Genomic DNA, 13,963 nt, shown 5'->3' on the forward strand with positions numbered 1-13,963 from the left:
TAGGTATAGCTTCAACTGCTTACTAAGTCTCTTTACATATATTGATGTAAAGAGACTTTTTTTGAAAATGGAGGAAATGACATAATGGAAAATGAACAAATGTTTGAACGTACAGTGAAACCTGTACTTGATGTAAATGAAAAACCACAACCAGCACAATGGGCTTTTTTAAGCTTACAGCACTTGTTTGCAATGTTTGGTGCTACAGTGCTTGTGCCATTTTTAACTGGTTTACCAATTTCTGCTGCATTGCTTGCTTCAGGAATTGGAACATTACTATATATATTAATTACTAAAGCTCAAATACCTGCATATCTTGGTTCAAGTTTTGCTTTTATCACACCAATTATTACTGGCTTAAGTACTCACAGTCTAGGAGATATGCTAGTCGCTTTATTTATGAGTGGTGTAATGTATGTGATCATCGGCATTTTCATTAAATTAAGTGGCACAGCATGGTTAATGAAATTATTACCACCAGTTGTAGTTGGTCCAGTTATTATGGTTATAGGTCTAAGCTTAGCTCCAACTGCAGTTAATATGGCAATGTATGAAAATTCTGCTGATATGAAAGGATACAGCATGAGTTACTTAATTGTTGCTCTAGTAACATTATTAGTAACAATAGTTGTGCAAGGATTCTTTAAAGGTTTCTTATCATTAATACCCGTGTTAGTAGGAATTATTGTTGGTTATGTGGTAGCGATTTTTATGGGGATTGTAAAATTTAACGCAGTAATGTCAGCCAAATGGTTCGATTTCCCTCATATTTATCTACCATTTAAAGACTATGTACCATCATTTCATCTCGGCCTAGTGCTAGTTATGATACCGATTGTTTTTGTCACAGTAAGTGAACATATTGGACACCAAATGGTATTAAATAAAATTGTAGGTAGAAACTTCTTTGAAAAACCAGGGCTAGATAAGTCTATTATCGGCGACGGTGTATCAACAATGTTTGCCAGTATCATTGGTGGACCACCAAGTACAACATACGGTGAAAACATTGGAGTTCTAGCAATAACTAAGATTTATAGTATTTATGTTATAGGTGGAGCAGCAGTTATCGCCATTATCTTAGCTTTCATAGGTAAATTCACTGCATTGATTTCTTCTATACCAACTCCAGTAATGGGCGGTGTTTCAATACTACTATTCGGTATCATTGCAGCGAGTGGCTTAAGAATGTTAGTTGAAAGTAAAGTAGATTTTGCTAATAACCGCAACCTTGTCATCGCATCAGTAGTATTAGTAGTAGGTATTGGTAATTTAGTAATTAACTTGAAAGAAATTGGCATTAATCTTCAAATTGAAGGTATGGCTTTAGCAGCACTTTCAGGGATTATCCTAAACTTAATCTTACCTAAAGACAAAGATGTAAAACATTAAGATTGACTAATCGAGGAGGGCGCTTTATGAATCATTTATTATCAATGGAACATTTAACTACAGATCAAATTTATAACTTAATCCAAAAGGCAAGTCGTTTTAAATCTGGTGAGCAACCATTACCACAATTAGATGGTAAATTTGTAGCTAATTTATTCTTCGAAAATTCTACTAGGACAAAGTGTAGCTTTGAAGTTGCAGAATTAAAATTAGGTTTAAAAATTATAAATTTTGATACGACAACATCATCTGTGTCAAAAGGTGAATCATTGTACGATACTTGTAAGACGTTAGAGAGTATTGGTTGTGATTTATTAGTCATTAGACATCCTTATAATGACTATTATGAGCAATTGACAAATGTTAATATTCCAATAGCAAATGCTGGAGACGGTAGTGGTCAACATCCGACGCAAAGTTTATTAGATTTAATGACGATTTATGAAGAGTATGGTTATTTTGAAGGCTTAAATGTTGTCATCTGTGGTGACATTAAAAACTCAAGAGTTGCACGTAGTAACTATTATAGTTTGAAGGCTTTAGGAGCGAATGTCATGTTCAATAGTCCGAGAGCTTGGGTTGACGAATCATTAGAAGCTCCTTATGTGAATATGGATGATGTCATAGATTCAGTTGATATAGTCATGTTACTGAGAATCCAACACGAAAGACATGGACTTGTAGAAGAAGCAAGATTTATGAAAGATGATTATCATCAAAAACACGGTTTAAACCAGCAGCGATATGATCGTCTTAAACCAAGTGCAATAGTCATGCACCCTGCACCAGTCAATCGTGGGGTTGAAATAGAAAGTGATTTAGTAGAAGCGCCTAAATCTCGAATTTTTAAACAAATGGAAAATGGTATGTATCTTAGAATGGCAGTTATAGATGAATTATTAAATAAATAGGGGAGATTTATAATGAAATTAATAAAAAATGGTAGAATTTTACAACATGGTGAGTTAGTAAATGCTGATATTTTGATAGAAGGAAAAGTTATCAAAGAAATTGGTCATGATATAAATGTAACTGAAAATGTTGACATCATTGATGCACAAGGACACTTTGTGTCGCCAGGTTTTGTTGATGTTCATGTACATCTAAGAGAACCCGGTGGAGAACATAAAGAAACAATTGAAACTGGAACACTTGCAGCTGCAAGAGGTGGATTTACAACGGTGTGTCCAATGCCAAATACTAGACCTGTTCCCGATTCAGTTGAACATTTTGAGTCTTTACAACGTATTATTGATGATAGTGCACATGTGAGAGTATTGCCATATGCATCAATTACAACAAGACAAGCAGGTAAAGAGCTTGTAGATTTTGAAGCATTAACTAAAGAAGGTGCATTTGCATTTACTGATGATGGTGTCGGCGTACAGACTGCTAGTATGATGTATGAAGCTATGCAACAAGCATCAAAAGTTAATAAAGCAGTTGTAGCACATTGTGAAGATAACTCTTTAATTTATGGTGGCGCTATGCATGAAGGTCAACGTAGTAAAGAATTAGGAATACCTGGTATTCCCAATATTTGTGAATCAGTACAAATTGCTAGAGACGTTTTATTAGCAGAAGCAGCTCATTGTCATTATCACGTATGTCATGTATCTACGAAAGAAAGTGTACGTGTCATTAGAGATGCGAAACGTGCGGGGATCCATGTCACAGCTGAAGTAACACCACATCATTTATTATTAACAGAAGATGATGTACCTGGTAATGATGCTATTTATAAAATGAATCCGCCACTTAGAAGTCATGAAGATAGACAAGCCTTAATTGACGGATTATTAGATGGAACAATTGATTGCATTGCAACCGATCATGCACCTCACGCTCGTGAAGAAAAAGCTCAACCAATGGAAAAAGCACCATTTGGTATTGTAGGTAGTGAAACAGCGTTTCCACTGTTGTATACACATTTCGTCAAAAATGGTGAATGGACATTACAACAATTAGTTGATTATTTAACCGTTAAACCAAGCGACACATTCAACTTAGATTTTGGCAGACTAGAATCAGGACGTTTAGCTGATATAACAATTATTGATTTAGATAATGAGCAAGAAATTAAAGGGGAAGACTTTTTATCTAAAGCTGATAATACACCGTTTATTGGTTATAAAGTATATGGCAATCCAATATTAACTATGGTCGAAGGTGAAGTTAAATACGAGGGGGCAAAATAAAATGCAACAAAAACGTTATTTAGTGTTAGAAGATGGCTCATACTACGAAGGATATCGTTTAGGATCTGATAATTTAAAAATAGGTGAAATTGTATTTAATACAGCAATGACAGGGTATCAAGAAACGATATCTGATCCATCATATACAGGTCAAATTATTACTTTCACTTATCCTTTAATAGGCAATTATGGTATTAATCGTGATGATTTTGAATCATTAGTTCCGACTTTAAACGGTATTGTAGTTAAAGAAGCTAGCACACATCCAAGTAATTTTAGACAACAAAAAACACTGCATGACGTTCTAGTGTTGCATCAAATTCCTGGTATATCAGGAGTAGATACTAGAAGTATTACACGCAAAATACGTCAACATGGTGTATTAAAAGCAGGATTTACTGATGATAAAGCAGACATCGATAGTTTAATTAAACAATTACAAAATGTTGACTTACCAAAAAATGAAGTTGAAAGTGTGTCAACAAAGACACCCTATGTTTCCACGGGTCAAAATTTAAATGTAGTGTTAGTCGATTTTGGAAAGAAACAAAATATTGTTAGAGAATTAAATATTAGAGGCTGTAATGTAACAGTCGTACCATTTGATACCACTGCTGAAGACATATTAGCTATGTCACCAGATGGTGTTATGTTATCAAATGGACCAGGAAATCCTGAAGTAGTTGAATGCGCAATAAAAATGATTAAAGGTATTTTAGGTAAAATTCCATTCTTTGGTATATGCCTTGGACATCAATTGTTTGCCTTATCTCAAGGTGCGACATCATTTAAGATGAAATTTGGACATAGGGGTGCAAATCATCCAGTGAAACATCTACAATCAGGAAAAGTAGATATCACTAGTCAAAATCATGGATATGCGATTGATAAAGCATCACTTGAAAATACAGACTTAGAGGTAACACATATTGCTTTGAATGATGGAACGGTTGAAGGATTACGTCATAAGACATTACCTGCTTTTTCTGTACAATATCATCCAGAAGCAAATCCAGGTCCTACAGATTCCAATTACTTATTTGATGATTTTGTAACTATGATGAACAATGCAAAAGAAAAGGGGAGTCAAACACATGCCTAAACGTAATGATATTCATACTATTTTAGTAATAGGTTCAGGTCCAATTATTATCGGTCAAGCTGCAGAATTTGATTATGCTGGTACACAAGCTTGCCTAGCTTTAAAAGAAGAAGGGTATAGAGTCATTCTAGTTAACTCAAATCCTGCAACTATTATGACTGATAAAGAAATTGCCGATAAAGTTTATATTGAGCCATTAACACATGATTTTATCGCGCGTATCATTCGTAAAGAACAGCCAGATGCATTATTGCCCACTTTAGGTGGTCAAACTGGTTTGAATATGGCAATTCAACTGCATGATAGTGGCGTCTTACAGGCTAATCATGTGCAGTTATTAGGAACAGAATTAACCTCTATTCAACAAGCAGAAGACAGAGAATTATTTAGAACTTTAATGAATGATTTAAATGTTCCTGTACCAGAAAGTGATATCGTTAATACAGTAGAACAAGCATTCAAATTTAAAGAACAAGTTGGTTATCCTTTAATTGTAAGACCTGCGTTTACAATGGGAGGGACTGGTGGCGGTATTTGCCATAATGATGAAGAGTTGTTAGAAATAGTTTCTAATGGGCTACATTATAGTCCAGCAACACAATGCCTACTTGAAAAATCAATCGCTGGATTCAAAGAAATAGAATATGAAGTGATGCGTGATAAAAACGATAATGCTATCGTAGTATGTAATATGGAAAATATAGATCCAGTTGGTATTCATACAGGGGATTCAATCGTTGTGGCCCCGAGCCAAACGTTATCAGATGTTGAGTATCAAATGCTCAGAGATGTGTCATTGAAAGTGATTAGAGCGTTAGGTATTGAAGGTGGATGTAATGTCCAATTAGCTTTAGATCCACAATCGTTTGATTACTACATTATAGAAGTTAATCCACGTGTATCACGTTCGTCAGCGTTAGCTTCTAAAGCTACAGGATACCCAATTGCCAAATTAGCAGCAAAAATAGCTGTTGGCTTGACACTAGATGAAATGCTTAACCCGATAACAGGTACATCTTATGCTGCATTTGAACCAACTTTAGATTATGTCATTTCTAAAATTCCACGATTTCCATTTGACAAATTTGAAAAGGGAGAGCGTGAATTAGGTACACAAATGAAAGCAACTGGTGAAGTCATGGCTATTGGTCGTACATATGAAGAATCTTTATTAAAAGCCATTCGCTCATTGGAATATGGTGTGCATCATTTAGGACTACCGAATGGAGAAAGTTTTGATATTGATTACATTAAGGAACGAATTTCTCACCAAGATGACGAAAGACTATTTTTCATTGGTGAAGCGATTCGTCGTGGCACATCATTAAAAGAAATACATGACATGACGCAAATTGATTATTTCTTTTTACATAAATTCCAAAATATAATCAACATCGAGCATGAATTAAAAGCACATCAAGGTGATTTAGCATATTTAAAATATGCTAAAGATTATGGATTTAGTGATAAAACGATTGCACATCGTTTTGATATGACAGAAGAGGAAGTATATCAATTACGTATGGCAAATGATATTAAACCGGTTTATAAAATGGTTGATACGTGTGCTGCAGAATTTGAATCTACAACGCCTTATTATTATGGTACTTATGAAAGTGAAAATGAGTCTATCGTTACTGACAAAGAAAAAATATTAGTACTTGGTTCAGGACCGATCCGCATTGGTCAAGGTGTAGAATTTGACTATGCTACAGTCCACGCAGTTTGGGCAATCCAACAAGCTGGGTATGAGGCAATCATTGTTAATAATAATCCAGAAACAGTTTCCACAGACTTTTCAATTTCAGATAAACTTTATTTTGAACCATTAACTGAAGAAGATGTCATGAATATCATTAATTTAGAACAGCCTAAAGGCGTCGTTGTTCAATTTGGTGGTCAAACAGCAATCAACTTAGCAGATAAATTGGCGAAACATGGAGTGACAGTATTAGGAACTTCATTAGAAAATCTTAATAGAGCTGAGGACCGTAAAGAATTTGAAGAATTATTACGTCGCATTAATGTGCCACAACCACAAGGTAAAACAGCTACTTCTCCTCAAGAAGCTTTAGCTAATGCTAAAGAAATTGGTTACCCTGTTGTAGTCAGACCATCGTACGTTTTAGGTGGTCGTGCTATGGAAATTGTAGATAATGATGAAGAGCTTGAAAATTATATGACACAAGCAGTTAAAGCAAGTCCTGAGCATCCTGTACTTGTAGATAGATATTTAACAGGTAAAGAAATTGAAGTTGATGCGATTTGTGATGGTGAAAGTGTAATTATACCGGGTATTATGGAGCATATTGAACGTGCAGGTGTTCACAGTGGAGATTCAATTACAGTTTATCCTCCGCAAACGTTATCAAATGAAGAGTTAGACACACTTGAAGATTATACAATTAAACTGGCTAAAGGTTTAGATATCATTGGTTTGATTAATATTCAATTCGTTATTGCGCATGATGGTGTTTATGTCTTAGAAGTGAATCCTCGTTCAAGTAGAACAGTACCATTTTTAAGTAAAATAACGGATATTCCAATGGCGCAACTTGCTATGAGAGCAATCATGGGAGAAAAATTAACGGCAATGGGTTATAAAGAAGGGGTTCAACCATATGCTGACGGTGTCTTTGTTAAAGCACCGGTATTTAGTTTTAATAAATTAAAAAATGTCGACATTACATTAGGACCAGAAATGAAATCAACTGGTGAAGTGATGGGTAAAGATGAGACATTAGAAAAGGCGCTATACAAAGGGTTAACTGGTAGTGGTGTTGAAATAAAAGATCATGGTACAGTGTTAATTACTGTAAGTGATAAAGATAAAGATGATATTGTCAAAATAGCACACCGCTTAAATGAAGTGGGTTATAAAATATTAGCAACATCAGGTACGGCGGATAGAATTAAAAAAGATCATATACCTGTTGAAGTTGTAGGAAAAATAGGCGGAGATGATGATTTATTAACGCGCATTCAACAAGGTGATGTTCAAATTGTTATCAATACGATGACAAAGGGAAAAGAAGTAGAACGTGATGGTTTCCAAATCAGACGTACAACTGTCGAAAATGGTATTCCATGTTTAACATCGTTAGATACTGCCAATGCGCTAACTAGTGTAATTGAAAGTATGACATTTACAATGCGTGAAATGTAAGATGATAAGATGACATTAATTCTTTAAGAGGTTGCTTTATACTTAATGTAGTTTTGATCAGCAATCTCTCCAAGCAATAGACACTAATTAATTTAGGAGAGAATATGATGAAAGATTTACCGATAATTGCCTTAGATTTTGAATCAAAAGAAAAAGTGAACCAGTTTTTAGATTTATTTGATGAGCCTTTATTCGTGAAAATTGGTATGGAATTATTTTATCAGGAAGGGCCGGATCTGATTAAATCAGTAAAATCTAGAGGACATGATATCTTCTTAGATTTAAAATTACATGATATTCCTCATACTGTTGGTAAAGCGATGGAAGGTTTGGCTAAATTAAATGTTGATTTAGTTAATGTTCACGCAGCAGGTGGTACATTAATGATGATGCAAGCTCTACAAGGTCTTAGAAAATATAATAAAAATACTAAAATTATTGCTGTCACACAATTAACATCAACAACAGAAGACATGCTTCATAACGAGCAAAATATTCAAACATCTATCGAAGATGCAGTGTTAAACTATGCCTCATTAGCGAAACAAGCTGGCTTAGATGGCGTTGTATGTTCGCCATTAGAAAGTAAATTATTAACAAATCATTTAGGCGTAGATTTTATGAAAGTGACACCAGGTATTAGACCTCAAGGTTCATCAAAAGATGATCAACATAGAATTACTACACCAGAACAAGCAAGACAATTAGGATCTACTCACATAGTAGTTGGTCGACCAATTACGCAAAGCGACGATCCTGTTAAAAGTTATCAAATTATTAAAGAAAGTTGGTTATCATAATGGCAAAAGCAATAGCAAAAGCATTATTAGATATAGAAGCGGTGACACTATCACCTAATGATTTATATACTTGGAGTTCAGGAATCAAATCTCCAATTTATTGTGATAATCGTGTTACTTTAGGTTACCCATTAGTTCGTGGTGCTATTCGTGATGGTTTAATTAAATTAATTGAAGCACAATTCCCAGATGTAGAAATTATTTCAGGTACAGCAACGGCTGGTATTCCTCATGCAGCTTTTATTGCAGAAGAATTAAAATTACCAATGAACTATGTACGTTCATCAAGTAAAAGTCATGGTAAACAAAATCAAATTGAAGGTGCAAACAGTAAGGGTAAAAAAGTGGTTGTTGTAGAAGATTTAATTTCTACAGGTGGCTCATCAATTACTGCTGTCGACGCATTAAAAGAAGCCGGTGCTGATGTTCTTGGTGTCATAGCAATTTTCACATACGGTTTAAAAAAAGCAGATGATACTTTTAAAAATGCAGATCTACCATTCTATACATTAAGTAATTACAATGAATTAATTGAAGTTGCTGAAGACGAAGGCAAGATTACGAAAGATGATATTAAGACATTAGTTGAATGGAGAGACAACTTAGCATAAGATAGTCTTTAGAAAGGGGAATGTTTAACATGAATGAACAACAAACTAAGAATTTATATGCTAAAATTAAACATTGCAATGAATTTATTAATCATTCAAACGATTCCAACCAACCTAAAGAACACGTTCAACAAAGTGAAGCTGAAATGAACGACGTACAATTCGATAAAAATGACAATGAAGACTTATTTAAACATGTCAAAAATATCTTACGCGATCAAGGTCACATTTAAAAATTAATAGTATCTAAAAAAGCTATAATAACATCTTCAATAAAGTGTATTAAATACTTCTTTGAAGACAGTTATTATAGCTTTTATTATTATAAACTGAATATTAGCGGATAATTAATTTTACCAGTATCCAACCAATGAGTAATACGATGAGTAATGCTAAGATGGGAATAACATAATGTAACATAATAAAGCCTCCTTATTGCTTATTTAGTATTATAATAGAAAAGCAAAATAAAGCGAAATGTAATCTCTTATGTTAGGTCATTATATTGTATCGTGGTATGTATCTAAGTTTAAATTGTTTAATTTACTAAAGTAGTTTCATAGTAATTAATATAACTATTTGAATGAATGACATTTTAAATGTATTGTTCTACAAACAGGATCAAGTCGTGTTAAACTAATAATGAAAGAAATTAATGGCAAAGTTGGAGGGTTATAAATGGAAATCCCAAAAATCACAACATTTTTAATGTTTAATAATCAAGCAGAAGAAGCTGTAAAATTATATACAAGTTTATTTGAAGATAGCGAGATTATTACGATGGCAAAGTATGGTGACCATGGTCCTGGAGATCCTGGTACAGTTCAACATTCTATTTTTACATTAAATGGACAAGTGTTTATGGCAATAGACGCAAATAGTGGCACTGAATTACCAATGAATCCTGCTATTTCCTTATTTGTAACCGTTAAGGATACATTAGAAATGGAGCGCTTATTTAACGGTTTGAAGAAAGAAGGGGCAATATTAATGCCTAAAACTGAAATGCCACCGTATAGAGAATTTGCATGGGTACAAGACAAATTTGGTGTCAGTTTTCAACTAGCATTACCAGAATAATAAAAATGGGGGTGGGATAGAAATAAAATTTATTTCGTAATCCCACCCCGGCAAGACTGACTAGGTTTGTAAAACGTTGGTTTATCACCATTTTACAAACCAGACAGTTACTGCCAAATGATTGAATTTAAGCCTGGAATGATTATGTTCCAAGGCGCTTTATTTTTTTACACGCATTTGTTGAATATGTTCATAGTCTGGTGTTGCATAAAGCGTTTTTTGGTTATCGTAAGTTACAAACCCAGGTTTAGCTCCTGATGGTTTATGAACGTGTTTAATCAATGTGTAGTCTACAGGTATTTGTCCAGAGTTTCCTGCTTTTGAAAAGTAACCTGCCAACATCGCCGCTTCTTTAATCGTTTCTTCACTTGGATCATCATTTAAAATGACTACATGTGACCCAGGTATATCTTTAGTATGCAACCAAATATATGACTTCTTCGCTTTTTTATTAGTTAAATAATCATTTTGTTTGTTATTCTTACCTACTAATATAGTATCACCATCACTTGAAACATATTCTTGCAATTGTATTTGCTCTTTTTTCTTTTTTGTGGCATTTTTACGTTGCTTCATAAAGCCTTGTTCAGCAAGTTCATCTCTAATATCATCTATTTCAGACACAGTGATATGTTGTAATTGTTGCTCGATATTACTAAAATAATCGATATTTTCTCTAGTTAAATTAATTTGATGTGTTAATTCATGCTCACGCGTTTTCATACGATTGTATTGTTTATAATAATACTGAGCATTAGCTGCAGGTGACTTAGTAGGATTTAAAGGAATTGTTATTTCTTCATCGGTATAATAATTTGTTGCTACAACTTCTTTATCACCTTGTTTAATACGATAAATATTCGCCGTAATTAATTCTCCGTAAAGTTGCTCAGTATCTTTATTTTTAGCATGTTCATATTCATCTATTAATTTAGATAATTTATTTTGATATTTGTGTAACTGTTGTTGTACAAATTTAACTAAGTCATTCGCACGTTGTTTAACTCTTTCACGTTCACCACGAGCATCAAAATAACGGTCTAATAAATCATTTAAAGAATCATAGATGACTATATCATCATAAAATTGATTTAACTTCATAAAATAGAAATCTTCTTTACCACTATCATGATTTTTATGGAAAACTGGAGTAGGCTCTAGTGTCGTCTCAGCCATTACTTCATCAAATGCTTCTGGCAAGGTTTCGGTTGTCATAAAATGGCGACGACTTACTATTTCATTAGTAATAAGGGGACTGAAACCTTCAAAGTGATTTAATAACTGTTTCGCAATATTACCGCTATTAAAATCTATATATTGCAAGACTTCTCTACCAGTCACGTCATAAGGATTAACTTTATGCTGAGTAGGTGGTGCTTCATATTTAAAACCAGGCATTACAGTACGATAAAGATTTGTATTAGGCGTTAAGTGCTTAAAGCCTTCGATAATTTTATGATTTTCATCTACTAATATTAAATTACTATGTTTACCCATGATTTCTAATATAACGGTACGATAAGTCGTATCGCCAATTTCATCTTTACTTTTAATATCGATTTCGACACGTCGGTCATTACCTATTTGACGAATATCTTCGATGATACCACCTTCTAAGTGTTTACGAAAAACACGTGCAAACATAGGTGGATTAAATGGATTATCATATTTTTTATTTGTCAGCTGTAATCTTGAAAAGCTTGGGTGAATTGATAATAATAATTGGTGATTTTGACGATTTTGTCGCACAACCATTATGATTGTATCGTTATCTGGTTGATTAATTTTATGGATGCGCCCAGAAATTAAAAATTGTAAAGATTCCACCATTTTTTTTGTAAATAAACCATCGTATGCCATAGTATATATTCCACCTTTTATAATCTTTCATTCAAATCATTTTAACATGCACGCTATTTATCGTATAGTTTTTGAACTAATACGAAAGCTGTCAATGTTTGCCAACTATGTTAATTATAATGCTAATCGTTCGATAATTATGATGTTGCCAATATACAAGCTAAAATTTATTAAAAATTTATCTCAATCGTATTAAATTTTTAAATTAGAAATTATGTCTTAGTCTTTTAAATATGCTATACAATATCAAGAACAATATGATATTATATTTAAATATAGAAGATTAGCTTAGAGAGGTCGTAAGGCATGGAAAATGAAAAAGGATTGTTAATCGTTCTTTCAGGTCCTTCAGGTGTTGGTAAAGGAACTGTAAGAAAGAGCATATTTGAGGATCCAACTACATCATATAAGTATTCTATTTCAATGACGACACGTCAAATGCGTGACGGTGAAGTGGATGGCGTAGATTACTTTTTTAAGACGAAAGATGAATTTGAAGCTTTAATTAAAGATGATCAATTTATTGAATATGCCGAATATGTTGGTAACTATTATGGTACACCAGTTCAGTACGTTAAAGATACTATGGCAGAAGGTCATGATGTGTTTCTTGAAATTGAAGTTGAAGGTGCGAAACAAGTTAGAAAGAAATTTCCAGATGCACTATTTATTTTCCTTGCTCCACCAAGCTTAGAACATTTACGTGAGCGTTTAGTGGGAAGAGGTACAGAATCAAGCGAAAAGATACAAAGTCGTATAAATGAAGCTAAAAAAGAAGTTGAAATGATGAATTTATATGATTATGTTGTTGTTAATGATGAAGTAGAACTTGCAAAAAATAGAGTTCAATGTATAGTAGAAGCTGAACACCTTAAAAGAGAACGTGTAGAAGCAAAATATAGAAAGATGTTATTGGAGGCTAAAAAGTAATGTTAAATCCACCGTTAAATCAATTAACTGAACAAATTAAATCAAAGTATTTAATTGCAACTACAGCAGCAAAAAGAGCTCGTGAATTAGATGAGCATCCTGAAACAGCATTATTAACAGAATACCATTCATATAAACCTGTTGGTAAAGCACTAGAAGAAATTGCAGATGGCAAGATTCGTCCAATTATTTCTAGCGATTACTACGGATAGGATATAAGTAGTCGTAATATGTAATTTCAAACAAACCTACATTGTACAAATGTTAGGTTTGTTTTTTTACAATTTAAAGCACTGCTTTTTAATTTACCTAATTTTTAATGTATAATAAACATAAATTTGTGTTTGACTATTTCACTAATCTTGACTAAACATGGTTCACTTACAAACAGCGCTTCCTAGTAATAAATGAAGAGATTGACATTAATTATTTGGTTTTTAATGATGATTCTTCATGTGTTAAACCCTAGTCAATTTTGTCGAGGATAGTGGCACCCGTCATCAAAAATAAAGGATTACAATTGCTTGCTATGACAAAGGTTTACAGTTTATTAATTCATAATAAACTGCATTAGATTTTCTAACTATCAAGAAAGCAGAAACTCTAACAATTGCATTGGGACCCAACAAAGAGAATTTCACCAAGAAATTCTACGGACAATGGAAGTTGGGCAAGGAACCCAACACAGAAAATTCTTAACAAAGAATTTTTACAATAATGTGCAGGTTGGGCAAGAGCTAGTAAAGATTAAAAATCAAAAATAAAGGATTACAATTGCTTGCTATGACAAAGGTTTACAGTTTATTAATTCATAATAAACTGCA

Annotated in this window: 12 protein-coding genes; 11 read left to right on the forward strand and 1 reads right to left on the reverse strand. The window is 33.3% G+C overall.

The window, feature by feature from the left end; translation table 11 throughout:
* The first annotated feature begins 84 nt into the window (after window positions 1-84).
* From J3R86_RS04905 to J3R86_RS04945, 9 genes are all read left to right on the forward strand, one after another.
* The gene (locus tag J3R86_RS04905; RefSeq protein ID WP_207518301.1) at window positions 85-1,392 is read left to right on the forward strand and encodes a uracil-xanthine permease family protein; all 1,308 of its coding nucleotides are present in this window, start codon (window positions 85-87) and stop codon (window positions 1,390-1,392) included.
* Window positions 1,393-1,418: 26 nt separating this feature from the next.
* Window positions 1,419-2,303, forward strand: coding sequence for an aspartate carbamoyltransferase catalytic subunit (locus tag J3R86_RS04910; RefSeq protein ID WP_207518302.1), 885 nt, complete (start codon window positions 1,419-1,421; stop codon window positions 2,301-2,303).
* A gap of 12 nt (window positions 2,304-2,315) precedes the next feature.
* Window positions 2,316-3,590: a dihydroorotase gene (locus tag J3R86_RS04915; protein WP_207518303.1), complete on the forward strand. Its 1,275-nt coding sequence runs from the start codon at window positions 2,316-2,318 to the stop codon at window positions 3,588-3,590.
* 1 nt (window position 3,591) lies between these two features.
* Window positions 3,592-4,692, forward strand: a complete 1,101-nt coding sequence (locus tag J3R86_RS04920; protein ID WP_207518304.1) for a carbamoyl phosphate synthase small subunit — start codon at window positions 3,592-3,594, stop codon at window positions 4,690-4,692.
* Complete coding sequence (gene carB / locus J3R86_RS04925; RefSeq protein WP_207518305.1) at window positions 4,685-7,858, forward strand: carbamoyl-phosphate synthase large subunit; 3,174 nt, start codon at window positions 4,685-4,687, stop codon at window positions 7,856-7,858. Before J3R86_RS04920 ends, carB begins: the two co-directional genes overlap by 8 nt.
* Before the next feature lie 107 nt (window positions 7,859-7,965).
* Entirely contained in the window at window positions 7,966-8,658 is a 693-nt protein-coding gene (gene pyrF, locus J3R86_RS04930; RefSeq protein ID WP_207518306.1) for an orotidine-5'-phosphate decarboxylase, read from the forward strand.
* Window positions 8,658-9,269, forward strand: a complete 612-nt coding sequence (gene pyrE, locus J3R86_RS04935) for an orotate phosphoribosyltransferase (RefSeq protein WP_207518307.1) — start codon at window positions 8,658-8,660, stop codon at window positions 9,267-9,269. The genes pyrF and pyrE overlap by 1 nt, the downstream gene beginning before the upstream one ends.
* A gap of 29 nt (window positions 9,270-9,298) precedes the next feature.
* Window positions 9,299-9,502, forward strand: coding sequence for a hypothetical protein (locus J3R86_RS04940; protein ID WP_207518308.1), 204 nt, complete (start codon window positions 9,299-9,301; stop codon window positions 9,500-9,502).
* 445 nt (window positions 9,503-9,947) lie between these two features.
* Window positions 9,948-10,349: a VOC family protein gene (locus J3R86_RS04945; protein WP_207518309.1), complete on the forward strand. Its 402-nt coding sequence runs from the start codon at window positions 9,948-9,950 to the stop codon at window positions 10,347-10,349.
* A gap of 159 nt (window positions 10,350-10,508) precedes the next feature.
* Here the strand turns inward: J3R86_RS04945 and J3R86_RS04950 are convergent, their stop codons facing one another.
* A complete protein-coding gene (locus J3R86_RS04950; protein ID WP_207518310.1) occupies window positions 10,509-12,209 on the reverse strand; it encodes an Rqc2 family fibronectin-binding protein in 1,701 nt (566 codons plus the stop codon).
* Window positions 12,210-12,515: 306 nt separating this feature from the next.
* Here J3R86_RS04950 and gmk point away from each other — a divergent pair, with 306 nt between their 5' ends.
* Both gmk and rpoZ read left to right on the forward strand, forming a co-directional pair.
* A complete protein-coding gene (gene gmk / locus J3R86_RS04955) occupies window positions 12,516-13,139 on the forward strand; it encodes a guanylate kinase (RefSeq protein ID WP_207518311.1) in 624 nt (207 codons plus the stop codon).
* Window positions 13,139-13,351, forward strand: coding sequence for a DNA-directed RNA polymerase subunit omega (gene rpoZ / locus J3R86_RS04960; RefSeq protein WP_002462181.1), 213 nt, complete (start codon window positions 13,139-13,141; stop codon window positions 13,349-13,351). Before gmk ends, rpoZ begins: the two co-directional genes overlap by 1 nt.
* The last annotated feature ends 612 nt before the right edge of the window (window positions 13,352-13,963 follow it).

The organism is Staphylococcus simiae, from assembly GCF_017357005.1.
Taxonomy (GTDB): Bacteria; Bacillota; Bacilli; order Staphylococcales; family Staphylococcaceae; genus Staphylococcus; species Staphylococcus simiae_A.